Consider the following 26,332-nt stretch of genomic DNA (forward strand, 5'->3'; position numbering starts at 1 on the left):
AATTGATTGTTAAACAGCAATGTATATTGCAAGATTTAACCCGCTGTTCCGTCAGCGGTAGCCTACTATAAGGTGCATCTCCAGTGATGGGTTGTGCTAAGCTTATAGGACAAAGTACACTTTCCGAAAGGACAAGACTGAACCGTGAGGGAACGTCAAGGGCGGTTAGTATCATACCGTCGAGTGGCGAGGCTGGATAGCATGGTTAACGTAATGTGAACTGACTTTAGCCGTCGTAAGGTTTGAAGGAGCGCAAGATACTTTAGCTCTCACCAAAAGGTAAGCAGTCGGATAACCCTCGCCCATGTTGGGGTTACACGGACATAGCACTGCCGGCGGACTTGGCAGAACCTAAACTATCCGTTTGTCAATTGCGTGGAACAGGGCAAGCCTGTATCTCTCTCGTAATAATGCGAGTAAGCGAACCGCAAGGCAAGCCGAATGGGGTGCAGGTATGAGATAACGGAGAAAGCGAATGCCGCCCTGTAATGGGGAGGATACGGATTGAACCAACATCACGAGTTAATGAGGGTAACATCATCCGACACGAAAGTGGGCAGACTTCCGTATATGGTAACTCTTTACAAGATAACTTTTAGAACTTTCAAAAGGAGGAAAGCAAATGAACGAGATTAAAACATCGTGTGCGCCTGCTGACAGCAGGAATCTGACTTGGGACGGTATGAACTGGTCTAAGTGTGAAACCTATGTCCGAAAGCTACAAGCGCGTATTGTAAAGGCTCAGAAAGAAGGCAGACATAACAAGGTGAAAACCTTGCAGTGGATGCTTACCCACTCTTTTTACGCCAAGGCATTGGCAGTAAAGAGGGTTACTTCCAACAAAGGGAAGAATACGTCTGGAGTAGATAAACAGCTTTGGGACTCTCCCAAGCGCAAGTACAAAGCAATCGGTGAACTTAGACGTCGTGGCTACCATCCACAGCCGCTCCGTAGGGTTCACATCAAGAAAAAGAACGGTAAACTCCGACCGTTGGGAATACCGACCATGAAAGACAGGGCGATGCAAGCATTATATCTCATGGCATTGGAACCGATAGCCGAAACGACAGGCGACCGTTTTTCTTACGGCTTCCGAAAGAAGCGCAGGACAATGGACGCAATTCGTCAGATTGATACGGTTCTAAATCGCCAGCATTCCCCCGAATGGATTTTGGAGGGAGATATTAAGGGTTGCTTCGACCACATCAGTCACGGCTGGCTTATTGAAAATATCCCTATGGATAAAACAATACTCAGAAAATGGCTGAAATGTGGAGCTGTATTCAATGGTAAACTGTTCCCGACAGAAGAGGGTACACCACAAGGAGGTATCATATCACCGACACTTGCAAATATGGCACTTGACGGACTTCAACCACTCTTGGCTGAAAGATTCAAAAGACGTTTCATCAACTATAAGACATTCCACTACAAAGTGAATCTTATCAGGTATGCGGACGACTTTATAATCACAGGTCGAGATAAGGAATTATTGGAAAACGAGGTCAAACCAATGGTGATAGAATTTCTCAAAGAAAGGGGTCTTACCTTATCCGAAGAGAAAACTACCATTACGAACATATACGATGGATTTGATTTCTTAGGTTTCAATGTAAGGAAGTTCGGCAAAAGGCTGTACACATCTCCGTCCAAAGATGCACAGAAACGCTTTAGGGCAAAAATCAGTGACATCGTTAAAGGACATAAAATGTGTAAGCAGGAATCGCTGATACGAATGCTCAATCCTGTGATAACAGGTTGGGGAAACTATTACCGATATGGTGCATCAACCAATGCTTTTCACGGTTGCGACAATCACATTTACAACCTCACAAAGAAATGGGCTTTACGTCGCCACCCAAAGAAACGCAAGTCTTGGGTTGCAGATAAGTATTGGCATGAAATTCGGGGGCGTAAATGGACGTTTGCATGGAAATATGAAACAAAAAGCAAGAAAGTGAACTACCTGACCCTTAAAAGGTTGTCGGATATACATTATACTCCGTACAAGCAAGTCAAGGGGGAGGCAAACCCTTTCGACCCGGAATATGATGATTATTTCTTTCAGCGAAAGGAGCAACAAATGCTGGAATCTCTCAAAGGACGTAAGTCACTCTTATATTTATGGAACAAGCAGAAGCGGACTTGTCCGTTATGCGGCAAGGAGATAGATTGTACAAAAGCATGGAACGTCAATGAAATATCTGTTGGTGGTTCAATTGTACGGCAACTTGTCCATAACAACTGCTACAAGCGAAATAAACGAAACTGTTGAAAGTATGAGCCGATTTCTAACAACAAATAGAAATATTGAGTTGCTTGAGCCGTATGAGGGGAAACTCTCACGTACGGTTCTTAGGGGAGAAGGGGGCAGTAATGCCCTTGACTTACCCGATGTGCAAAAGCAGGGCGACTTCTTCGTGGAGTCACCTATCATTTTGTTTGCCAGCATTATCTGGTATCTCAAAATCTATCAGAACGGGAAGTATTGCACGTTTCCCCATGCCATCGAGTTTTTGAACCGCCGCTACGAGGATATTTTCCCGATACTGACCTCTTACCCGGAGCTGGAAAACTACCTTTCCCCGTTCATGGATGCTTGGCTCGGAGGGGCTGCGGAGCAGCTCATGGGGCAGATAGCGTCGGCGAAAATCCCGCTTTCGAGGATGATTTCCCCGCAGCTCTATTGGGTGATGTCGGACAGCGAGTTTACGCTGGACATCAACAATCCCGAAGAGCCGAAAATCCTATGCGTGGGCAACAATCCCGACCGTCAGAACATCTACGGGGCGGCTCTCGGATTGTATAACTCCCGTATCGTGAAACTCATCAACAAGAAGGGAATGCTGAAGTCATCGGTCATCATCGACGAGCTGCCCACGATATACTTCAAGGGGTTGGACAACCTTATAGCCACCGCCCGAAGCAACAAGGTTGCCGTGTGTCTGGGATTTCAGGATTTCAGCCAGCTGGTGCGCGACTACGGTGATAAGGAGGCGAAAGTGGTGATGAATACGGTCGGTAACATTTTCTCCGGGCAGGTGGTAGGTGAAACGGCAAAGACACTATCGGAACGGTTCGGTAAGGTGTTGCAGAAACGGCAGTCTATCTCCATCAACCGGCAGGATGTTTCCACCTCCATCAACACGCAGATGGATGCGCTCATTCCGCCGAGCAAGATTTCCGGTCTGACGCAGGGAATGTTTGTCGGTTCGGTGTCCGACAACTTCAACGAACGTATCGAACAGAAAATTTTTCACTGCGAGATTGTGGTGGATGCCGAGAAGGTGAAGCGGGAGGAACGTGCCTACAAGAAAATTCCGGTCATTACCGATTTCACGGACGAGGACGGCAACGACCGCATGAAAGAAACGGTGCAGGCGAACTACCGGCGTATCAAGGAAGAGGTGAAGCAGATTGTGCAGGAGGAACTGGAGCGCATCGCGGGCGATGATAACCTGAAATATCTGTTGCAGCAGAAGTAAATAAAAAAATGAAGAAAGGCTTACCATAAACCTTTCTTCATTTTTTTAGAACTTAAGCATTATCCATACTTACTAAGATTCCGTTTTCCAAAATTTTTTGCAATGGAATTTTCTTTAAGATTTCTTGATAAGTGCTATAGAAGTCATTATCAAGTCCTATATAAACAATATTGTCATGTAATTCTTCTATAACACTAATATGTGAATGCAATTTGCACTTTTTATCAGAACAATCTGATACGATACTTTTAATTCGTTCCAACTTATTTAATAAATCATCATATTGAGATAACCCTTTTGTAGTTGGTTGTATTTGATAATTAGTTTTCTTTGCCGGTTGTATATTATGTTCAGGATCTAATAATACTATGTGAAATATAGAAGAATCCCGATCAAAATAACCTACAATACGCCCCGTACTTTTTGTTATCGAAAATTGCATTATTGGAAAATCTGTCTCATTGTCCAATATTTCTTTTGGTAGCCAATCTAAATCTTTTCGTTGAATAGGAATGTTTTTAGCACTCCAATCTATTGGATGACATCTTAATGCAATACTACCTCTATTTTCTTCTAATACTTCTTGCGGTGTCATAGTACCCAAAGCACCTAATCGTTCAAGAAGCCCAATATGCCATCCCTTAGAACACTCTCCAATCTGAAAATTAGGTATCTGCTTAAAGTAAGAGAAGGAAAAAGTTATCTTCCTTCTCTTTAACTCATTTTCTTGTTCTTTGGTAACTAATGATTTGTTTCCGTATTTAGGAGAATCTGAATTAAGATTTAATAGTTTCCCATTTTTTCCCATAATACTCAATCATTAGTTCTGGAGTAATAACCTTGTCACAACGCTCATTTACATTTAAATCTCCACGTGTTTCAATCCAAGGCATCTCATTGTGGGACAATCGTTCTAATTCAGCACCGCTATATTTAAGATAATTCTCCAATATAAAGTCAATGAATTCAGCGTCTTCTGATGATAAACTCACATTGTGATTCATGCAATCATCAATATTGATTTCTGAATAGAGATATTTTGTAGAATTAAATCGATTGTAGATTTCTCGATTTACCGGACCATGAATCCATGCTTCAAACTCGCCGTCAAACATAGGTTTTTTATTGATACCATAAGACCATGCTTGAACATAATACAATAACTTCTGCAACTTTAAATTTATTAAAGACGCAAATCTATCTTCCGATTTTACTCGTAAGATAATGTAGTCTGTTATATCGTGTATTGAGTTCATCTGAATTATGACTATATCAATTTCAATGCAAAGTTAATATCTTTTTCTAATATAACAAAATAATGAATTGAATTGATGTGATTTATTCTAATGAATTTGTTTTTTATCTCCTCATACGATCCAACTCATCATCGCGCAGCATCCTCTCGTTCAATTTCTCCTGCATTCTGTCAAGGAAGTAGGTGCGGCTTTCGTTCTTCCGGCGTTTGATATCGGTGTAGAAACGGTAGCAGTCCTTCGACTCAACCCCGAATATCTTGTAAAGGAGCGGGGCAAGCTGTTTGAGCGGCATGTTGCCGTTGTTGATGCAGCCCATCTCGTCGATGCCGTAGATAAGTTCCACGAGGTCGATGGCATTGCCCGTCCATTGCAGGAGGCTGGTGGCGGTTTCTGTTGTGTTGTTGGCGGATATCAGTGGCGGCACTTGGGGCGTGGCAAGGAATTTCTGCATCTTCCTCACGAAAGACAGGGCCTTGCTGACATAGGCGGCAATCTCTCTCTTTTCTTCTGACAGGTTGCGCACGGGATGGTGCTGCAACTCGATTTCGATGTAGGCAAGCGCGATGACGGTAAGGTTCGCGTCCATGCTACCGTTACACAGTTCGATCACTTGGGTGGCAAAAGCCGTGTATGCCGTTTCCATATTGCAGTCACCGGCTTCGTTTATCAGGCGGAAAAAGTCGGTTTCCGCCAGCAAGAAATAATTCATGGTTCTGTCAATTTTGAAAATTACACTTTGTTTTCTGCGTGCGCACATGAATATAATTGGCAAAAAACGCGGCAGAAAATAAAAAATCCAACACTCAATTTTACAAAGTACTGGATTTCAGAGGTATAAAATTCAATATTTTTTCACAAGGACAAATTATCTCCGACTTAAATTGTTTGTAATCAGAACATTTATTCTATTCCTGAAAATAGAAATGTATGCTTGCCGCACATTTTGGCTATCTTGCTTTTTTATCAAGGATATAGATAATGCGACATACACCGTTGGAATAGCTTTTCAAGGAGGAAAGCGTCCAGTGTTGCTCTGGCAGAGCCGACTTAAAAAAATGTCGTCCGCTTCCGGATATGAAAGGAACGGTGTATAGTATGATTTCATCCACAGCGTGCATACGCAGTAGTCCGTTTATATAATCTGCCGTATCCAGTGTGGCTTCCGCGAGGTAACGGATGTTTGTGCCGTCTTTTCTCCATTCGTGCAGCATTGAAATGGAATAGTCCGGTGTCACACGGTAAAGGGCTTTCTTCCTGATTTCATCAAGACCGCAACGGTCAAGGCACAAATCCTGATGTGCTTTATCATATAACTCTGAAGAAAGACATCCGTCCATCGTCAGTACGGCGAGAATCTGAACTTTACCCATAATCGTTTCCTTTCGTTAGGCAAGGGTAAAAAAGTAGCGTGCAATTCACACTACCTTCAAGCGATGGCTCTGGTAAAGCCTTTACGGAGAGTACGTGAATGCACGCTATGCGTAAGCATAGCATAAGCATCACGCAATCGTCTCCGTAGTTCCAATTTACCAGATTTTCGCTTGAAACGCCTTGCGGTCTTATCCTATATGTTGGCGGCGAAAAGCTCCTGCCAATCGCCGTTTTTCTCAAATGTTATGCAAAGATAGCCAAATTCAGTGAATTACGGGCTATGATTGCTTGAATTTATATTTAAGTCCATACTCTTCAAGTTTGCTGTATAGTGTTGTCCTGCCTATGCCGAGCAGTTCTGCGGCGACACTCCGGTTGCCGTTTGCCTGTTTCAACGCACGCAATATCCGCTCCTTATCCTCCGCGTCATTGCGCAAGGCGAAGCTGACAGTAGAGGTCGGTTTCGTCACGGCAAGTTCCAGATGCTCTTTCATGACAACACCTTCCTGCGCCTGCAATACAGCACCCATAACTTTCTGCCGAAGTTCCCGCACGTTGCCCGGCCATGCGTGTGTCAGCAACGCTTTACGTGCTTCGGAACTGAACCCGCTCACGCTACACTCCAGCTCTCTGTTTGCCATATCACGGAAGAACTCTGCCAGCGGCATGATGTCTTCCTGACAGTCACGCAACGGAGGAACGGTTATCCCGAAGTCGTGCAGGCGGTACAGAAGATCCTGCCGAAAACGCTTTTCATTCACCGCTACTTCCAAATCTTCATTGGTAGCAGCGATGATGCGGACATTGAAATTCCGGTCTGCCTTGTCTCCGACCGGGCGATACCGCCTCTCCTGTATGGCGCGGAGCAACATCTGTTGGGTTTCCAACGCGAGGTTTCCTACCTCGTCCAGAAAAAGCGTGCCGCCTTCCGCCTCATGGAAATATCCTTTCTTGGCATTGTCCGCACCTGTAAACGCTCCCTTGACGTGTCCGAAGAAAGCCGACGGTGCAAGCTCTTTGGAGAGTGAACCGCAGTCCACCGCCACAAATGGCTTGCCTGCACGTTTGCTCTTGTCATGCAACAGATGGGCAATATGCTCCTTACCCGTGCCGTTCTCACCAAATATCATCACGCTCATGTCGGTGGCGGCTACCAGCCTTATCCGGTGCATGATTTTCTGAAAAGCGGAACCTTCACGGGCGAATACAGGCATACGGCGTTGTCCTGCCTGACGTTCTTTCAGTATGGAACGGATCAGGGGGACAAGTTTATCCTCCACAAGCTGTTTGGGAATATAGTCTATCGAGCCGAGTTTCATGCTTTCCACGGCGGTATTAACTTCGGCGTAGTCGGTCATAATGATGAAGGGCTGCATCTTTCCCTCCTTTCGCATCCAGCACAAAAGGTCTATGCCACTGCCGTCAGGCAGACGCAGGTCGGCAACCACGATATCATTATCTGTTGCCTGTTGCAGATGTTTCTTCGCGGTTGAGAGGTGGTAAGCCTTCATATTGCGGTAGCCCTCCCGTGACAGCATATTGCAGACATATTCGCAATACACGATGTTGTCTTCCACCACAATTATTTTTGTCTTATCCATCTTCGTATTTTCTCCTTTCCTCTTCTGCCAACCGTATTATTTCCACTCCCTTATCCAGCACAGCAGTCACGGCATGGCTTAACGCTTCACCATCCGGGAGAGCATCGCCACGAAGCAATCCGTAAAGTACATTCAGCGGTTGGTCGGCACGGAGCACCTCCCACGAACTGCGCAGGTGGTGGATCAGGGAATCCAGCTTTTGCAGGTCTTTTTCTTTTGCTGCATCCCGTACCGCCTGCATTTCCTTTTCTGTTTCAGTTATCAACTTTTCCAGCATGACGGCTTCATTGCCATAGGACAATAAGGCGGAAAAGTCCGGTTTCCCGTCCGGTGTCGCTTTTATGGCACACCTGTCGGAAACCTCCATCAGTTCCGATATGGAGAACGGCTTGAACAGGCATCCGGCAAAGCCTTTTGCCAATAGTTCCCCTTTGTTACAACTGCCCGAAGCGGTTGCCACAACCACCGGGATTGTTGGTGAATTGCCCACGTTGGACGAACGCAACAGTTCCAGCAATTCGAAACCGTTTATACCAGGCATATTCAAGTCTGTCAGCAACAGGCTGTATTCTTTCTGGCGTATCATTTCCATCAGTGCCGCAGCATCGGTGCAAGTGTCGCAGTGTATTCCTTCTTGGGAATACATCTCTTTCAGCATTAGAAGTAATACCTCATCATTGTCAATGGCGACAACATCATGGAATTTATTGTTATGATAAACAGGTGTATTGCTTGTATATCCAAGCTGTTCTTCAGCTTCCTGCATAGAAATTTCAACTGTGAAACGACTGCCTTTCCCTTTCTTGCTGTCCAAACGGATTGTTCCGCCAAGCATCGACACAATATTACGCATTATGGCAAGCCCAAGCCCGAAACCCTCCTTTGCAGCGGCATTTGATAGACGTTCAAACGCACCGAACGCTTGTTTCTGTTCCTCTTCTGTCATGCCTGTACCTGTATCTTCAATGACCAGTGTCAGAACTCCATTATCATATTCAGTAATCAAAGAAACACCGCCTTCTTCTGTGAACTTGACAGCGTTTGACAGCAGGTTATTCCCGATTTGTATTATTCGCTCTTTGTCGGTCAATACAATGGCATCGTGTCCAGTCTTCACGGACAAGGACAACCCTTTGTTCACGGCAACAGGCATGAACTCCGTTTCAAGTGTGTGCGTGATTGCAGAAATCCGGCAGGGTGACAGACGGGGCTGTTCCTTGCCGTTGTCCAGGCGGAAGAAGTCAAGCAAAGTGTTGAGCATATCCCGCATACGGTCGGAGGATTGCAGTATATTTTGGATATATTGCCCATTATTACCGCTATTGCATTCTTTCCGCAAAAGTTCGGTATAGCCGGTTATTGCCGTCAGTGGTGTACGCAACTCATGGGTAATAGTATATACCGCTTTCTTTCGGGAGGTTATGAGTATCTCATTTTGTTGCACGGACTGTTCCAATTGCTCGATCAAATCCGTTGTCTTGCGTTTGTATCGTTTAATGTTCTTTGCATCACGGTGTATGATGATATAGGAAATGACCAACAGCAAAAGAACAAATCCCATCAAGCCGCCTATCTGCATAAATGATTTTTTACGCATGGCTGTTATCTCGCTTTCTCTATTTTGTAAATCAGATTGCACCTTCTTTTCGATTTGGCAAATCAATCCTTGCAGTTGTCTGTTAAGTTCTGCATTACGGGCAGCAAGACTATCGGCTTGTTCTGACAATCGACGGCTCTGCGCATTCTGTTCGTTGACCATGTTTCTATTGGATGAACGGAGCGTAGTCGTTGTTGTCGTTGGCTTCGTTCCCTCTTTTTTGCCGAAGATGCTCAAGAAACCTTTTCGTTTTGGCTTTTTGGACTGTTCCTGCACACTTTTCTGCACAATAACCGGAATTTGATTGGCTATCTTCTTGTTAATAGATTGTTGTTCATCCATTAACCGGACTATCTGGAACATCTGTCGTTCCTTATCCTCTAAAAGACTGCGCACACTATCGATGCGCTCTGCTGGATAGGTGGCCTTGAAACGGCAAAGCATACTGTCCATTGCCATACGCCGTGCATGGTAATGCTCGATATCTTTATCGTTCCATTCCAGTATTGTTTCACCCAATAGAGAAAATTTTATCATTTGAATATTGATATTGTTTATTTCTTTTCGGAGCTCGTCTATTTTTTTATTGCCAAGTTCTAATGCTTCTATCTCCTGCCATTCATAGAGGCTATTATATGCCATACATCCGATAAGAATGGAGATAAGTATATATCCCAACTGTATTGCCTTATAGAAATTTCCTGACCGCTCCATTATTTTGATGACATTGATTTTTGGAACATGAATAAAAGTTTATCTTTTTCGTTCATGCGGATATTATCAGAATAACCGCCTTTTGTTATTTGATACCCGCATGGCTTAACCATAAAAATGCCTAAGCCCTTAGTGTATGAACTTACTTCTGATGCATAGTCTTTACTTGTATTTAATGGAACTTTCCCTTTAATATGACACCACTCATTATTGCAACTGATGTCTTCAATCTCAGACATCATTTTTTGCAAATCTGTAATAGCTTTGGAACTTGCCGCTTGGGGTATCTGCAACTCAAAATAGAGCATCGGTTCGAGAATGTCCACACCTGACTGTTGCAAGGCCAGCCTGAAGACATAAGGGGTCAGCTGTCTGAAATCAGCAGGTGTACTTACCGGGCTATAATACTCGGCTTGAGTAAAAGTTACTTTCAGATCAGTCACTTCCCATCCATGTAACCCGGATTGGCAAGACATACGAATCCCTTCAAAAACGGCATTTTGAAAAGAATGGTTCAGATAACCATAGGAGATGTCACTTTCGATTTGCAACCCTGTCCCTAACGGTAAGGGTTCAAGAGTCAGCCCTATTGTGGCCCAATAAGGGTTGGGCGGCACTTCGATCTGAATAATCTTATTGACCTTTTTTACAGGTCGTTCTTTGTATATAGTCTTGATCTCATCAAAATGGACCTTTACGGAAAATCGTTCTTCCAGCAATGTCTGTATGATTTCCTTTTGGGTTAAACCATATAACGAGATTTCCAATTCATCACTATATGAGTTTATGGAAAAGGACAAAGACGGGTCTTCAATCCACAATGTATTCAGAGCGGATATCACCTTGCTTCTCTCTTCGAGCCTGTCTGGCCGGACGGAGGATTTGAGAGCGGGATGCTGATGCGATAATCCTTGAATCAAACAAGGTTCAGCACCTAAATAATTTCCGATTCGAAAATCATCCATATCCTCTACAATCGCGATATCATTGGCGCCCACTTCATCAACATTTATCTCTCTGCCCTGATTGATAGTTTTTAGATTTTTAATCTTGATGAATTTTTCCGAATCGTTGATTCTTACAACGTCTCGAAGTCTCAGACTTCCGTCAATTATTTTTAGAAAACTTCTTTTATGTCCTTTGGGGTCATGCTCTATCTTATAAAGATAAGATGAAAGTCTGTTTGAGACCGATGCCGGAGGAAGTATAAAAGAAGTGATGGCGTCCAACAACTCATTGATACCGATATTGAACATTGCTGATCCATGTAGCACCGGATAGACTTTGGCTTTTGCCACAAGAGCGATTATCGTATTCCAATAATCAGCCGGTGAAATTTCGCTATCCGCCAAATATCGTTCTAATATATTGTCGTCATGGTTGCATACAAATTCTTTGTATTCTTCCTTTATATATGTTTGGGAGCAAACCGGATAAACCGATCCATCGACAACATTTTGCATAAACAGGACATCTTGAGACAGATTTGCTTTTATATCCAGATACAAACGCTCCAAATTCACACCGGCTCGGTCAATCTTATTGATAAATATAATTGTCGGGATTTGCAGCTTCTGTAAAGTATTGAACAGCAACTTTGTCTGCGCTTGTATGCCTTCCTTTGCGGATAAGATGAGGACTGCTCCATCAAGCATTTTGAATGTCCGCTCCACTTCCGCAATAAAATCCATGTGTCCCGGAGTGTCAATGATATTGCATTTCACACCATTCCAGATAATAGATGTCGTAGAAGCCCGAACAGTAATTCCTCTACGTTTCTCTATATCCATAGAGTCCGTTATGGTGTCACCATTATCCACACAGCCGCACTTTTCCGTTGCTCCACTGGCAAACAGCAGATTCTCGGTTACGGAAGTTTTTCCTGCATCAATGTGAGCAAGAATTCCTAAATTTATAATATTCATTTGGATTAAGCAATAATATACTACAATAGATGCATTGTCGAAACGCACCTTTTAATACCTCCTCGTAGCATATGAGAACTACAGGATTCCTAACTCGTATTAATATGTATATTATTACTGCCGCATAACGATTACAAAATTACACAAAAAAATATATCTAACAAAAGTAGGAGGATTTTTTAACTTTTTACCATAGACATTTTATTAGGGAAACGTAGGTTCAACTGGTAAGTACAAATAAGTAGAAATGTTTGAACAACACTGTTTTAGGAAGTTGAAAAATCAAGTTTCTCTCTCGGTATAGCGTTTATTTTGGCCAATATCTTCTTTAGTTTGGCATTTGAGTATTTCCCATTCGTGTTCTATTTAGCTCCTTATTATGAGTATGTAGCAAGTTGCTTATCAAATTCAGCCTCTTTGAGGGTCAAATATGGTTTTGCAAATGGTGACTGACAAGACATAAACAAGGTCAGCAGGATTTTTTACATAAATGGACATGAATGTATATAACCTAAAATAAGAATAAATTTTAATAAGGGCTGCCCAAAAAGAAAAAAATGCAGTTGCCATCCTACAGATACTTGCAGAAAGGATAAAATTTACTTTTAGACCTTTTGGGATAGCCCTTATTAATACTTCAGATAAAATTCCTAAGGTTATATTTTCAATCCTTTGAACCGGGTTTCCTCCTTGGCATACAGTCCCGGACGCCCGATTATGACATGGTTGGCAACGATACTATCCGCCGGACTGCGTATCTGCGGCGGTGCATTTTCGGGATATTGCGCCTGCCTGTTCCTCACATCTTCCGCTTCCGGCTTGACCTGTTGCCCTTCTTTCTCCTTTTCGGCGACTTCGGGCGTGGGCGGCGCAAGTTCCAGCTGTATTTTTCGGTCAAGGGCGGCAAGTTCGGATTTCAGCTGCTTCAGCTCGTCCTCCTTCTTCCACACCTTGCCCGCTATCTCCTGCAACTGCGGTATCTCCCTCTCCAGCACCTCGTTCTTCGCCTTGTACTGGTCGATAATGGAGGGTATCCTCTCCATCGCGTTCAGGAAGTTTCGGGCGGCAGCCATCGGATCAGCCATTGCCAGATGTCCGTTGTTATAGGTGTACTTGTAGTTCCCCTCTACCACGAAGCGGTTGTCGGTAAACTCCAATCCCTCTTTGAGTATCCTCTCGCTCACCACCTTTATCGGAAAACCGTACAGTTCTCCGACCTGTGTGTAAAGCCCGCCCGTAGTGGCGTTTTTCGCTATCTCCTGCAAACGCTTTCCGATAACCTTCTCATCGGCGGAATCCACACCGTCCACCTTTATTATATTAAGGCGGTTGCCCTCCCTGTCGGTCTGCGCCACCGAAAGGAAGCGGTTCCAGTCCTCCGTCATGGCATCTATGAAAGCCGTGTTGTTACGCAACTCGCCCGTCTTCGACTCTAACTTGAACTCCGAATCACGCTTGCCCTTGTTAAACGACTTGCGTTCCCCTTCGAGCGAGGCGATGCGCTTTTCAAGTTTCGCCTTGTCCAGCAGGTCGGTGTTGCCGGATAGCAACGCCATATATTCCGAAAAGTTCATGCCCGATTTCTCGTCCACTGCCCCCTCGTCGATGGTACGCGCCCCCATAGCACCGCTTTTGAGCTGGCTGATGAAAGTCTGCTTGCAGTGCAGGAGGTTGAACTTGTAGCTGTCCAGTGACTTCTCCACCGCGTAGATGATTACGTCCACGTTGTTCCCGGCGAAATGCTTGGCAATTTCGTTTCCGGCTCTAACTCCGCGTCCGTCACGCTGTTGCAGGTCGGACGGTCGCCACGGCGTATCGAGATGATGAATTGCCACACACCTTTTCTGTGCGTTCACACCCGTTCCGAGCATGGAGGTGGAGCCGAACAGAACACGCACCGTTCCGGCATTCATGGCGTCTATCACCGCCTTCCGAGCCTTGTCGGTCTTGCACTCCTGAATGAAGCGCACCTCGCTTGGCGGTATGCCGTAATCCTCCGTCAGCTTGCGCTTGATTTCCGAATAGACGTTCCACCCGTCGCCCGGCTGATATGTCCCCAAGTCCGAGAAAACGAACTGCGTGCCTTTCTGCGCGTCGTATTTTTGGTAATACTCCGCGATCATCTTGGCACAGTGGCTCGCCTTGTTATCGGGGTGGTCTTCATAATGCGGGTCTATCATGCGCATGTCGAGTGCCATCTTGCGGGCGTAGTCGGTGGCGATAAGCATCTTCGCCTTTTCCTCCGTTTCCGAAAGCGGCAGCCTGCCCAGAAGTGTGGCATCGCCAGTCTTGGCGAACTGCATCAGCTTCTGTATGAAGTCCTCCTGCTCCGGCGTGGGCGGTATGTGGTGCAGTATCTCATTCTTGTTGGGACGATCTACGCCCACGTCCTCTGCCGTGCGGTAGTCCGTGATTTCATTATAGAAGGCGGCAAGTTCCGGCACCTTGATGAAGTAGCGGAAACGCTCCTTTTGAACCACGTTGTTCGTCACGTTAAATTCAAAATCCGTCGTCTTCTTGGCGAATATCGCCGCCCAAGCGTCGAAACATCGGATGTCCTGCCGTTCCAGCTCCTTCGGACGCAAATACTTGAACAGCAGATACAACTCCGTCAGCGAGTTGCTGATGGTAGTACCCGAAAGGAAGGTCGCTCCCAAGTCTCTGCCCGTGCGCTCCTGTATGGTGCGTATGGCAAAGAGCATGTTCAGTGCCTTCTGGCTTCCCTCGCTGTTGCCCAGTCCCGCCACACGGTCATGGCGCGTGTTGAACGTCAGATTTTTGAACTGGTGGCTCTCATCTATGAAGATGTGGTCGATGCCCATCTGCTTGAAATCCACCACGTCGTCCGTGCGTGACTTTATGGCATGTTCCACCTTCTCCAGCTTCGCTTCAAGGTTGTGTTTGCGCTTCTCCAGACCTTTCAGCATAGCCCGCGACACGTTCTTTCCCTGCTGCCGCAGCACTTCGAGGTTTTCCTCCACCGTGTCAAGCTCCGCTTGCAGGATGCGCTGCTGCAACTCCGGCGACTGCGGTATCTTGCCGAACTGGTCGTGCGACATGATGACACAATCGTAGTCGTTGTTCTTTATATTATTGAAGAAGCGCACACGGTTGGCGGTCGAAAAGTCCTTCTCCGAAGCGTACAGAATACGTGCGTTGGGATATGCCGCCTGATAGGTGGCGGCAATCTCCGCAACGTTGGCTTTCAGCCCGATAATCATCGGCTTATGTGCCAATTTCAGACGCTTCATCTCATGCGCGGCGATGCACATTATCAGCGTCTTGCCGGTTCCCACCTCGTGGTCGCAAATTCCGCCGCCGTTCTGTTTCAGCATCCAGACGCAATCCATCTGCGAGGGATAGACGCTCTTGATACCCCGGCTTGCCAAGCCTTTCAGATTGAGGTCGGGGAAGGTCTGGTGCGAGCCGTCATACTTCGGGCGCACGAAACAGTTGAACTTGCGGTTATACATTGTCGTCAGCCGTTCCTTGAACTGCGGCGACTGTTCTTCGAGCCATTCGGAGAAACCGTTGCGGATTTCATCAATCTTGGCGTTGGCGAGCTGTATGCCCTCGCTGTCGCGCACCTTGATGTCGTTGCCATGCTCGTCCTTGCCGATGGACTTCATCATGTCGGGGCAGGTGTTGTGCAGGGCGTGTTTCAAGAGGTGCATACCGTCATAGTTCCGGTAATACCCCTTTACCAGAAACTCGTCCGTGATTTTCATGGTGCGGTAGCCGCACGCAACCGAAAACTCGTCCATGCTTGCGGAATAGGCGATTTTCACCTCCGTGTCGAACAGCCGGCTCATGTAGGCGGCATAGACACCCGTCGGAATCCAGCGTTCCCCGAAATTGAAGTCCAGATCCTCGAAGGCGATACGCGGCGGTTCGGCATCTTTCAGAGCCTCCAACGCCTGTTTCACTTCCGGCATACGCTCACTTTCGGGGTTTTCGCCCATCCAAGCCTCTATGCGTTCCGCCTTCTCTATCACGTTCCCGGCTATGAAGCGGTCTTTGATTTCGTAACCGGTCACGAGCGGATTGTAATAGATGCGTCCTTGCAGGGCTGTGAGCAACTCCTCCGCCGTGCTGTCGGTTATCTCCCGCATATAGTCGAGATTGACCGTGCCATATTTGTTGAGCGACGCGGACAGGGCTTCTTCGGGAGAGCCTACGTTGGCATGGCTCTCCACGGAGAAGGAAACGGGATGCTCGAAGATGTCCGCCTTGACGAACTTTCCGTTCTCCACCCGTTCCAGCGAAAGGATGTCACGCCCGCCCGCGTCCATCATCACTAACTTCACGTTCTGCTTGGCGTTGAGGTTGCCGTAGCGCATGACAAACTCATCGTAACAGGTATTCAGATGCTCTCGCCACGGAACATTTGCCTCGCGCCGGAGCGATTCATAACGGTACAGACGCTCGTAGGCGTCACGCAGCGACACATACAACAACGCCTTTTCCTTCTGGTATCCTTTCAGGTCGAGCGGCTGGAATGTAGCCCCGTATGGCGTGATGTCCTTCAGATAGCCGATGTTATGACGCCCCCGGTCAGCCACCAGCGAGCCTTCGCGCAGGTGCATCTCCGGCGTGCGATGGTAGGCACGCGGCGTAAGGTCCGCGACTTCCTCCTTCGGCTTTTCCGGTTCGATGTCGGGAAAAAGGGAAGTAGCCACCGTTTCCGGTGGAGCATCGGTAACAGCAGGTGCGGCGACTGCTTCCGGCTGTGTTTCCTCCTGCCGGGGTTGTTCACGTGGTACTTCCGGCGTGATCGTCGCAACCGTTCTGTTTTCATGTTTTTCATTATGCTGCCTTGCCAGCTCCCGAAGTTCCTTCCTGCGCTCCGGCGTGAGTTCCATCATCATCTCGTAGAAGCCGTTGATGGGAGGATTGGTTTCCCAGTCCAGCTTTGCATAGATGTCGTCCGGGTCGGCAGGCTTGGCGGTGTTCTCCGCTTTCACCTCCTTATTCTCCATAGCGGGTTTTGCAGTTGGAGCTGTCGGTGTAACCGTGACTTTCGGTTTGGGCGGAGTGGACTTTGCCGTAACTGCCTTTTTCACCGTCTTTTTCTTTTTGGAGGTTTTCGGTTGGCTGACCTCTTCCGTCATCCCCCAGAGGTTGAGCAAGGAGAGCTGCACCCCGTCAGAATATTTCGGACGTGGCTCTATCTCCGGTTTTTCCTCAACGGGTTGCGGTTTTTCCGTCGGAGTTTCCACCGTCTGCGCCGAAGATACCGTTTCCAATTTTATAGCAGGACGCTCCGCCTCCTTTTGAACGGTAACCTTTTCTTCCGTTCCCGACTGCCAGATTGTTCCCGAATACAGACGCATGGCGAGCCTGTAATGGAAATCCTCGTTGAGCATCCGGCGCAAGTCCCCGGCGATACCTGCGGTCTTGCCCTCGTGCAGATAAACCATAGCGGGCTTCCCGTAGGGGTCAGTGTCAAGTTTCGACGTCGTATGCACGATGCGTTCCGGGTGGTGGATGAAATAGGCGTTGTCGGTCAGGTCGGTTTTCGTGTCCGTCTGTATCACGGTCATCAGCCGCTCGTCCTGCGACATTTCCTTCTTGCTGAGGTTCTTTTGCAGGACAATCAGGTCGCTGCCCACCTCCGTCCCCGCGTTGTCCGTGAACAGGTTGTTGGGCAGGCGTATCGCGGATACCAGATTGGCCTGACTGAACAGCTCGTTACGCACGGAGGTCTTGGTGCTATTCAATACCCCTTGCGAGGTGATGAACGCCACGATACCGCCGTCACGCACGGCATCCAGTCCTTTGAGAAAGAAATAGTTGTGGATGGTTTTCTGGGCGGAGCGTCTGCCGAAAGAGTCGCTCCGCTGAAACTCCGCGTCGAACACGGCAATGTCACCGAACGGAATGTTGGACACCGCCAAGTCGAAATAATTGTTGAACGGTCTTTCGATTTTCTCAAAACCGCAGGTGCGCATTTTCTGGTCGGGATAGAGATGCCTCAAGATTGTACCCGTGAGCAGATCCTTCTCGAAAGCCATCACATCCGCATTGGGGCTGTGCCGTAGCATGGAATCCACGAACACGCCGACACCTGCCGACGGTTCGAGCATACGGGCGGGGCGGACGCTGTAATCTGCCAGCACGTCCGCGATGGTGTCGGTTATCTCTTTGGGGGTGTAGAAAGCGGTCAGCACGGACGCTTTCAGCGAATCCACAAACCGCTTGTACTCTGTTTCGTCCTTGCTGTTCTCACGGATAAGCCTGTGCAGCTCCACCGTCGGGGCGAACAGTTCGAGGTCGGATTTCGCCCACCGGACGGCATCCGTCAGTTCCTTTGCAGGGTTGAGGATACATTTCAGACCGCCGAAACCGCAGTACCTTTGAAGTATGGCACGCTCTTCGGTTGTCGCTGTCCTGTTTTCCCTGTCAAGGATGAATGCCGTCCGTATCGCCTCGATGTTGTCCCGCAGTTTCTGTTTGCGGTTAAACGCCATATTCGTCTAAGTAAAGGACGGTTGCTCCCGTCAGCTCCGTGTAGAGCAGGTCGTAATCGGAAGACAGGGCGAAATTGTCATCCGAGAGGTCATAGACGGAGAACACGTTGCCGACAAGCGGCAGCAGTTTCAGGACAAAGGCTTCACGCTTCTCTTCCGGCACTTCATCGGCAAACTCGTTTTCCACGACTTCGCGGAGGATGGCGTAACGGGAATAATGCAGCCCGCGCAGCAGCGTGTCCATCGCCAGTTCCTGCGCACCATCGGCGGGATAGCCTTCAAGCCGTGCCCTCTCATACGTTTCGGCGGCACGGTCGGCCCGTTCCCGTATGAAAGCGGTGTCGTCAGCCTGTTCAAACTTGTTCGTGCGGAGATAGTCCAGCAGGTACAGACCGTAATAGGAAAAGTCGGTCTGACCCTCGTTTTTCTTCTTGTTGTTCATTACTTTGGATTTAGCGGATTGATAATTAACGGGATAATCGGTTGGAAAAAGGAAGAAAAAGGCACTCGGTATCCCTCCGAGTGCCACCACTAAATCCAAAGTATGAGTGTAATCCGGTATCGAAGAACAATTCATTACTCTGAACAAGTGGCAAAGTTAATACTATTTCTTCCGTCCTGAAAATTTCTTGCCCTTTTTAGCCTCCGGGAACACAAAAGTCGTGTTATATTCCCCGTCAAAGGCGACAACAGCATCGAAACTCTTGCCCTGTTTGCTCTTGAACCCTTTGAGCAGCTTGGTATGCCCTTCGGTGAGCAGGTCTTTGATTTCATCGTCGGACAGGGTGCGTCCCGCTTTCAGCCGGAACACGGGCAGTCCGCACTCCGTGTTGTCGCAGCGTACCACCTTGCCGTAGAACCGCATCCTGCCCGTGCCACACTTGGGACACGCGCAGCCGGAGTCACGGCTGCCGAAGAGCTTGTCGCACGAGAGCAGTTCGGAGGTTATCTCACGTGTGTACGCCTCTATCTCCTTGCGGAAGGTGTCGGCGGACAGTTCCCCGCGCTCGATACGCGCCAGCTCCTTTTCCCATTCGCCCGTCATGGCAACATCGGCGATGCGCATCGTCTTGACGACGGAATTGAGGGCAAGTCCTTTTTCGGTGGGAACAAGCGACTTCTTGCAGCGTTCCATGTAACCGCGCTTGAAAAGCGTTTCGATGATGGAGGCGCGTGTGGCGGGAGTACCGATGCCACAGTCCTTCATCGCCTGCCGCAGTGCGTCGTCCTCAATTTCCTTGCCCGCCGTTTCCATTGCCGAGAGCAGGGTGGCTTCGGTATGCAGCGGCTTGGGTTTGGTCTTTCCTTCGGTAATGGACGAGCCTTTCGGTGTCAGCGTGTCGCCTTCCTGCCAGCCGGGGATGGTAATTTCCTCTTTTTCCTCGCCATAGACGGCACGCCATCCGGTTTGCTTCACGACGCTGCCTTTTACGGTAAACTCCACTCCGGCACATTCCGCCGTGACAGTGGTCACATCCTTGACGCATTTCTCAGAGAATGCCTCGACCATGCGCCCGGCAATCATCTGATAGATGGTATTGTCCTCTTTGGAGAGGAAGAGCGGTTTCTCACCCGTGACGAGCAGGGCATGGTGGTCTGTCACCTTGCCGTCGTCCACGCTGCGGCGTGTCGGGGCGGCTTTTGCCCGCACCTTGTCTTTCCATTCGGGCTGTGTGCCGATGAAAGCGAGCAGTTTGGGAATTTCGGCAAACACGTCTTCGGGGATGTAGCGGCTTCCCGTTCTCGGATAGGTTATCAACTTCTTTTCGTAGAGTTTCTGCGCGATTTCAAGCGTCTGTTCCGCCGTGAAGCCGTGCTTGGCGTTGGCTTCTTTCTGGAGCGTGGTCAGGTCGTAGAGCAAGGGAGTTTCCTCCGTCTTCTCCTTGCGCTCGGCTTTCGTGACAGTGGCGCAACCTGCCGCCTTTACCTTATTATATAGTTCCATCGCCGGTTCTTTCTCTTTCCATTTCTCGGAGGATGAGAATTTCACGACTTCGCCGTCGCAACCGTCCGTTGCGATATGGAGCAGCCAGAATGCTTCGGACGTAAAGCGGCGGTTCTCCCAGTAGCGTTCACATACCATAGCCAACGTTGGTGTCTGCACCCGCCCCACGGAATACGTGCCGTGTCCGGCGGCGATGGATAACGCCTGTGTGCCGTTGATGCCCACGAGCCAGTCGGATTCGCTCCGCGCTTTGGCGGCGAGGTAGAGGTTGTCGTATTTGCTGCCGTCTTCGAGTTTCCGCAGTCCCTCACGGATAGCTTTGTCGGTGAGAGAGCTGATCCACAGGCGCACGAAAGGAGTGGTGCAACCCGTATAGTGGTAGAGGTAGCGGAAGATAAGCTCTCCCTCGCGTCCGGCATCGGTCGCCACGATGATATGTTCGCTTGTGTCGAACAGTCTTTTGATGACTTTTATCTGCGACACCACGCCGCTGTCGGGCTTGTAACCTTTCTCCGTCCTGACCTGACGGGGGACGAGCGTGAATGTGTCGGGAATAATCGGGAGGTTGTCACGGACAAATCCGCGCACGCCGTAGCCGTCGGGCATGGCAAGCTGAACGAGGTGTCCGAATGCCCATGTCACGGCATAGCCGCCTCCCTCGAAATATCCTTCCTCTCTCTTTGTCGCGCCCACGATGCGGGCGATTTCACGTGCCACGGAGGGCTTTTCTGCAATGATTGTCTTCATGTTTTCTTGCTTTTTTGTTGATACTTTGGATTTTATTTTGGATTCAGTGGCGGACACGGGATTACATTTTCATGCCTTTGTTGTTCTTCTTTTTCGGCTTCTCCTGCTGCTGTTGCTGGCGGTCGTCCTTCGGGGCGGTCTGACCTTTCTGCAAAGGCTCTTTCAGGTTCTTTGTCGCCTCGTTGGTTTTGCCCTCGTTGTTCACCGCCACCTGTGTGCGGCTCTCGTTGGACGGGGCGACCTGCTGGGCGTTGTCGGGGTTCGTTTCGTAGCGGTACGGGCGGCCCTTCTCCGGGTTGAACTTGATATACATCGTGGCATGGAAGCCCTGCTTGTCGGTCACGTTCTCCAGTTTCACGGCTTTACCCGCCACGTAGTCGGCTTTCTGCTTGTCGGTGAAGTTCACGCCGCTCCATTTGCTGATGGGGCGGATGCTGCCGTCCTCGTTCATCCACGTGTTGCGGCGTTGCTCCTTCTTGGTCTGTGCGGCATTTTCCCCGCCTTGCGCCTGACTTTTCGAGGTGTCACCTTTGGCTTCCTGCGTCTGTGCGGTACGGGGCGACCTTCCGGTTCCCGGCACGAACTCCACGCCGCGCTGCTCCACGTTCACTTGAAGGGTGGTGACGAACTTCCTGCCGTCGTTGCGCTCGATGAGCTTGTCGCGCACGGGCAGTCCGGCGCGGAGCATGTCCTGCTCCTGTTTGGTGATTTCCGTCTTGCCGATGCGCTCCGGGATGCGCACCTTGTTTGCCGGAATGTCCGTGATTTCATTCGTCTTGCGGTCGATGCTGATGTAGGAGGGGATGATTTCGCCCGTTTCCCTGTCCTCAATGTCCACGACCCTGCCGAGGTTGCCCGTTTCGCGCAGGTTCTTCCGGTCATCGTCGGAGAATTTGTGTTCCTTGTACTCATCTAACTTCTGCTCCTTGCGGATGAAGTGCGGCACGAGGCTGACATTTCCCTCACCGTCCTTCTTGAAGGAGAGGCGGGCGTCCAGCTCGAATGATTCGCCGCCGAAGGTGGGCTTGACCTTTACCAAGTCGGACTTGCCGTAGTGGAGCATCTTCGTAAGGTCTCCGGACTTTTCAAGGTCGTCACGCTTCACGCCCCATCTGTCCTCCAGCTCCTGCCAGTTGATTTTGCTCTCGTTGATGGGTTGGTAGCCCTGTCTGCCCTGCGTCTGTTGCGGGCTTTCCTGCTGTTCTTTCTGTTGTTCCATGTTTTCCTGTTTTTGAGGTTCTTGTTTCTCTGTCTTTTGTGCCGCCATCTCTTCCTGCACCTGCTGTTGATAAGGGAAGGTGTCGATTTTGTGCGGTGCAAGGATTTGTTTGTTCTGGTACGGATGCTGAAGCAGGTCTTTCATCACGCCAAGCATGGAATCCACTTGGTCTGCCGCGATGCGGTAGAAACCGAAGCGGCTGGGTTCCTTGCACTGCCGGAAGAAGTTCTTGAAGAAGTTGTCCAGCACGTCGCCTTGTCGGTCGAATTGCAGGAAACTCTGCGCGTTCTCAGCTTTCGCAGGGGTACGCTTGGGTGTGCCGTCTGCATTCAGCCCGGCTACCACGCTGATCTCGCCCGTCTTCTCATCACGGACTACCAGCACGTCCTTTTCGTCTTTTTTCTTTGCCATTTGAAAAATGTTTTAATGGGTTATTTATGAAAGAAATTATGGATACGAGCCTTGTAGAAGGCTATATCTTCTTTTTTGAAGTCCTTGATATGGTTGGAAAGGAATGTCAGCACATCCTCCTCGCTGTAATAGGTTTTCTTGCCCAGTGTCTTGTAGGGCAATGCGCCGACACTGCGGTAGCGTTGCAGTGTGCGCTTGCTTATCTGGAGCAGCATGCACAAATCCTGATTGTCGAAAAGGCGGATGCTTTCCGTGATAGTAGGCTGTTTCCCCTCAGCCTTCATCGCCAGCAGCAGTTCGTCCTGACGGTCGAGCCGTTCCATCAGCTTCTGCATCCAGCCCTCGAAGTTGTTTCGTGTGAGCAGTTCCATGACCTATGTCCTCCTTCCTTTTGGTTTGCCGCCAGTGCGCAGCGTGTGGTTGCGTTTCAATTCCTGCGGTGTCGCCGCGTCCTCGTTGACGGCACACGCTTCAAGCAGGCGGTCTATTTCCGACTGCCGGTAGCGGCATTTACCGCGAAGCACGACATAACCGATGCGTTGCTCGCTGCGCATACGCTGGAGGGTGCGGGTACTCACGTTAAGCAGGTGCGCCGCCTCGCGTGTGGTGAGCAACCTGTCGGGCGATGCCGCTTTCTTGTCGCCGGAGGCGGCACGGACGTGTGCCGCAATCTCCGCTATCTGTTCCGTCAATGACCGGAAGGCGGAACTTTCCATCGTTATCACTTTCATATTCAGTCCTTTCTTTTTGTTTCTGCAGCAAAAATCGGCAATAAACAAAAGGGGCTTTAACAACTCACTACGTGACTCACGTAAGATTTTTACGGAAGATGGCTCCGTAACCCGGTCAAACGGCGCAACAGGCAGCCTTTCAGCGGAAAACGGCACGTGTTCAGGACCGTACCGTTACCTTTGCGGGCAAACCGATAATTGCATGAATATGGAAATAGTATCTATCGAGAAAAAGACTTTCGAGATGATGGTGGCGGCATTCGGCGCACTCTCGGAGAAGGTCGCCGCCCTGAGGCGCAAAAGCGACACGAGGCGCATGGAAAGATGGCTCACGGGCGAGGAAGTCTGTAGGCAGTTGAGAATAAGTTCGCGCACGTTGCAGACGCTGCGCGACAGGCGGCTTATCGGCTACTCGCAGATAAACCGCAGGTTTTATTACAAGCCGGAGGAGGTGAAGCGGCTGATACCGCTTATCGGCACGCTCTATCCGCACGGCAGATGATTTGATTTATTCACCCACTGAATCCGAAGTTATGATGAACGAGAACAACGATGTTTTTACGATGGAAGACGAGCCGATAGCCTCTGTGGTGCAGGATATGCGCAAAGGCTCGAAATGGCTGTCCGCCTTTCTGGAAAGTTACCGTCCTCTGCTGGACGGGGAACGTTACCTGACGGACGGCGAGGTGGCGGAACTGCTCCGCGTAAGCCGACGCACATTGCAGGAATACCGCAACAACCGCGTGTTGCCCTTCATACTTTTGGGAGGGAAGGTGCTTTACCCGGAAACGGGGCTGCGTGAAGTGCTGGAAGCAAATTACCGCAAGCCGCTGGAGTGAGCGCGGTTGGCAAGAAAAAAGGAAACGGGCGACACTTTTTGTGGTGCTGCCCGTTTCCTTGTCTTATGTGGTATGCGCAATCAGCAGTACCCGGCTTTTCCGTTCTGTATGAACATCACGTATGCCTGCCGTTTCTCTTTGGCGAGAGCTTTTCCCACCAGCCATGTGCGGAACAGGTGGGTGTTGTAGGTGTTCAGCCGGAAGGCGACGGGGATGATGATTTCAAGCGCGTACACATCTGCGTACAGTCCGTTTTCAAGTTGCATGTAGCGGCACACCTCGTAGTCGTTAAGCACGTCCGACTTGCGGATGGCTTTGATGGCGGCGTTCACTGCCGGGACGGTCGTATGGAACAGTCCGGCGATTTCGGTGGCGGTCATCCACACGTCGTTACCGGTTACGCTGACCGCCTTGTCCTCTATGATGATTATGTCACGTTTCATGGCTTCTCTTTTTTAGATGGTGCAACCTGCAAATTCCTCAACACTGTTCAACCTTGCGGCAAGGTTCTTCATGTCCTGATTGAGTTTTTCTTTGGTTATCTTCGCGTAAATCTGCGTCGTCTTTATGCTCTTGTGTCCGAGCATGGAGCTGACGGTTTCGATAGGTACGCCATTAGAGAGAAATACCGTCGTGGCTGCCGTGTGGCGGCTCTGATGCCACGTGATATGCTTGGTGATGCCGCAACGCTTGGCGACGGCACGGATACCGGCAAGGCACGTGTTATAATGCGGGACGGGGAATATCTTGCCGTTCTCGCACAGCCCACGGTATTTGCCGATTATGCGGTTGGCGATGTCAAGCAGGCGGATGTTGGACACCACGCCCGTTTTCTGGCGGTTGATGTTTATCCACTCGTGTTCGTCGAAGTAGGTGCGGATATTCTCTTCCGTGAGGTTGCGCATATCCGAGAACGACAACCCGGTGAAAGCGCAGAACAGGTAGAGGTCACGGTACAGTTCCTGTTTGGCGTTTTTCAGTTTCCCGTCCATCAGCAGGCGTATTTCCTCTTTGGTCAGAAAACTGCGTGTTGTTTCCTCCTTCTTGATTTCATACTCGCGGAACGGGTCGCGTGTCAGCCACTCGTTGTTGATGGCGATGAACACCATCGTCCGTAGCGGGCAGACGTACAGCCACACGGTATTGGTGCAGCAGTGTTTGTCCGTGCGCAGGAACATCTCGAAGTCGGAGATGAAAGCGGGGGTAAGCTCTTTCAGTGCGATGTCCTTCACATGGTAGCGGATGTCGAGGAACTCTTGCAGGTGCTTGTAAACGATACGGTACTTTTCCAGTGTACCTTTTGCTTTCATGCCTGCTTCCACCTGTTTCTCATAGTCCTCATTGTGACGACGGTACACCTGCATCAGCGTGTGGTAGCGGTGTTCCAGTCCGAGAAAAGCGTTCTTCACCTTCTCAGCCGTGACGAAGTTGTCACGTTCCATGATTTCCTGATAGTGCCTATTGATGCGCACCCGCATCTTGTCAAGCATACGGTTCGTTTCGAGTGCCGCCGCGCTTCTGCCTGTGACACGTCCACCTTTGGTGTCCCACAGTTTCGGATCGACTGTCAGCTTGCAGCTGAACTGCGTCTGGCTGCCGTCCACCGTGATGCGTCCCATGACGGGTACTGTCCCGTCCTTTTTCACTACCTGACGCTTGAGGTAATAGATTACTGAAAATGTACTCTTCATCGTCCTTAATTTTTTGGTTTCAAAATTAGTTGGTGAAGAGTCCGGTGTCGGTACGCAAAACGGGGAGGAACGGAGCAATCTTTTTCCGTAACCGAAATTTTTGCGTGAGTTATCGGTAACTCACTATTCCTTAACGTATTGTTTCGCTATCCGTACCCGTTTGTCGCATTTTCGGGCATGGTTACGAACAAGTAACGTTGCGGCGTCAGGATTTGGCTTCGGCAGGGATTGTAATGGCTTCACGAATTATCGCCACTTCAACTAAAACCCTTGTAACTCAATTCTATCACTATAACTTTCCGCATTTCACTTTTTTGTAGTAACTTTGTA

The 26,332-nt window shown here is 49.1% G+C and carries 18 protein-coding genes and 1 pseudogene; 4 read left to right on the top strand and 15 right to left on the bottom strand.

The genetic code is table 11. The annotated features are described in order from the left end of the window. Positions 1 to 622 precede the first annotated feature (622 nt). Complete coding sequence (gene ltrA / locus HMPREF9447_RS26920) at positions 623 to 2,275, top strand: group II intron reverse transcriptase/maturase (protein WP_005647529.1); 1,653 nt, start codon at positions 623 to 625, stop codon at positions 2,273 to 2,275. Positions 2,276 to 2,396: 121 nt separating this feature from the next. Continuing rightward, positions 2,397 to 3,485, top strand: a pseudogene (locus HMPREF9447_RS26925) (TraM recognition domain-containing protein); the annotation flags it as partial. 52 nt (positions 3,486 to 3,537) lie between these two features. Here HMPREF9447_RS26925 and HMPREF9447_RS26930 read toward each other — a convergent pair. The 13 genes from HMPREF9447_RS26930 to HMPREF9447_RS26990 form a co-directional block, all read right to left on the bottom strand. Then, positions 3,538 to 4,293 carry a hypothetical protein gene (locus HMPREF9447_RS26930; protein WP_004293874.1) on the bottom strand — a complete coding sequence of 252 codons (756 nt, stop codon included), beginning with the start codon at positions 4,291 to 4,293 and terminating at the stop codon, positions 3,538 to 3,540. Continuing rightward, complete coding sequence (locus HMPREF9447_RS26935; RefSeq protein ID WP_004293873.1) at positions 4,262 to 4,741, bottom strand: Panacea domain-containing protein; 480 nt, start codon at positions 4,739 to 4,741, stop codon at positions 4,262 to 4,264. The genes HMPREF9447_RS26930 and HMPREF9447_RS26935 overlap by 32 nt, the downstream gene beginning before the upstream one ends. A gap of 103 nt (positions 4,742 to 4,844) precedes the next feature. Further along, positions 4,845 to 5,450, bottom strand: a complete 606-nt coding sequence (locus tag HMPREF9447_RS26940; protein WP_004293872.1) for an RteC domain-containing protein — start codon at positions 5,448 to 5,450, stop codon at positions 4,845 to 4,847. Between the two features lie 238 nt (positions 5,451 to 5,688). Further along, the gene (locus HMPREF9447_RS26945; RefSeq protein WP_004293871.1) at positions 5,689 to 6,111 is read right to left on the bottom strand and encodes a dihydrofolate reductase family protein; all 423 of its coding nucleotides are present in this window, start codon (positions 6,109 to 6,111) and stop codon (positions 5,689 to 5,691) included. Positions 6,112 to 6,390: 279 nt separating this feature from the next. Beyond that, positions 6,391 to 7,713, bottom strand: coding sequence for a sigma-54-dependent transcriptional regulator (locus tag HMPREF9447_RS26950; protein WP_004293870.1), 1,323 nt, complete (start codon positions 7,711 to 7,713; stop codon positions 6,391 to 6,393). Continuing rightward, positions 7,706 to 10,024, bottom strand: a complete 2,319-nt coding sequence (locus HMPREF9447_RS26955; RefSeq protein ID WP_004348456.1) for a hybrid sensor histidine kinase/response regulator — start codon at positions 10,022 to 10,024, stop codon at positions 7,706 to 7,708. Before HMPREF9447_RS26955 ends, HMPREF9447_RS26950 begins: the two co-directional genes overlap by 8 nt. Further along, on the bottom strand, positions 10,024 to 11,949 hold the full coding sequence (tet(Q), locus tag HMPREF9447_RS26960; protein WP_009127153.1) for a tetracycline resistance ribosomal protection protein Tet(Q): 1,926 nt from the start codon (positions 11,947 to 11,949) through the stop codon (positions 10,024 to 10,026). The genes HMPREF9447_RS26955 and tet(Q) overlap by 1 nt, the downstream gene beginning before the upstream one ends. Positions 11,950 to 12,605: 656 nt before the next feature. Further along, positions 12,606 to 18,419, bottom strand: coding sequence for an N-6 DNA methylase (locus HMPREF9447_RS26965; RefSeq protein WP_005790817.1), 5,814 nt, complete (start codon positions 18,417 to 18,419; stop codon positions 12,606 to 12,608). After that, entirely contained in the window at positions 18,409 to 18,996 is a 588-nt protein-coding gene (locus HMPREF9447_RS26970) for a DUF1896 domain-containing protein (protein WP_004291461.1), read from the bottom strand. The genes HMPREF9447_RS26965 and HMPREF9447_RS26970 overlap by 11 nt, the downstream gene beginning before the upstream one ends. A gap of 27 nt (positions 18,997 to 19,023) precedes the next feature. After that, positions 19,024 to 21,111 carry a type IA DNA topoisomerase gene (locus HMPREF9447_RS26975; protein ID WP_005790822.1) on the bottom strand — a complete coding sequence of 696 codons (2,088 nt, stop codon included), beginning with the start codon at positions 21,109 to 21,111 and terminating at the stop codon, positions 19,024 to 19,026. 61 nt (positions 21,112 to 21,172) lie between these two features. After that, a complete protein-coding gene (locus HMPREF9447_RS26980; RefSeq protein WP_004348473.1) occupies positions 21,173 to 22,741 on the bottom strand; it encodes a DUF3945 domain-containing protein in 1,569 nt (522 codons plus the stop codon). A 20-nt stretch (positions 22,742 to 22,761) separates the two neighbouring features. After that, entirely contained in the window at positions 22,762 to 23,112 is a 351-nt protein-coding gene (locus tag HMPREF9447_RS26985; protein WP_004291454.1) for a helix-turn-helix domain-containing protein, read from the bottom strand. Positions 23,113 to 23,115: 3 nt separating this feature from the next. Then, on the bottom strand, positions 23,116 to 23,472 hold the full coding sequence (locus HMPREF9447_RS26990; RefSeq protein WP_002561004.1) for a helix-turn-helix domain-containing protein: 357 nt from the start codon (positions 23,470 to 23,472) through the stop codon (positions 23,116 to 23,118). A gap of 202 nt (positions 23,473 to 23,674) precedes the next feature. Between HMPREF9447_RS26990 and HMPREF9447_RS26995 the strand changes: the two genes are divergently transcribed. Both HMPREF9447_RS26995 and HMPREF9447_RS27000 read left to right on the top strand, forming a co-directional pair. After that, positions 23,675 to 23,974, top strand: coding sequence for a helix-turn-helix domain-containing protein (locus tag HMPREF9447_RS26995; protein ID WP_004348475.1), 300 nt, complete (start codon positions 23,675 to 23,677; stop codon positions 23,972 to 23,974). Between the two features lie 31 nt (positions 23,975 to 24,005). Next, on the top strand, positions 24,006 to 24,311 hold the full coding sequence (locus HMPREF9447_RS27000; RefSeq protein WP_004348476.1) for a helix-turn-helix domain-containing protein: 306 nt from the start codon (positions 24,006 to 24,008) through the stop codon (positions 24,309 to 24,311). Between the two features lie 80 nt (positions 24,312 to 24,391). On the opposite strand, the gene HMPREF9447_RS27005 is transcribed toward HMPREF9447_RS27000, so the two are convergent. After that, positions 24,392 to 24,754: a hypothetical protein gene (locus HMPREF9447_RS27005; RefSeq protein WP_004348477.1), complete on the bottom strand. Its 363-nt coding sequence runs from the start codon at positions 24,752 to 24,754 to the stop codon at positions 24,392 to 24,394. A 12-nt stretch (positions 24,755 to 24,766) separates the two neighbouring features. Next, complete coding sequence (locus HMPREF9447_RS27010; RefSeq protein ID WP_004348478.1) at positions 24,767 to 26,002, bottom strand: site-specific integrase; 1,236 nt, start codon at positions 26,000 to 26,002, stop codon at positions 24,767 to 24,769. Positions 26,003 to 26,332 lie beyond the last annotated feature (330 nt).

Origin of the sequence: Bacteroides oleiciplenus YIT 12058 (assembly GCF_000315485.1) — a bacterium.
In the GTDB taxonomy this organism is placed as follows: domain Bacteria; phylum Bacteroidota; class Bacteroidia; order Bacteroidales; family Bacteroidaceae; genus Bacteroides; species Bacteroides oleiciplenus.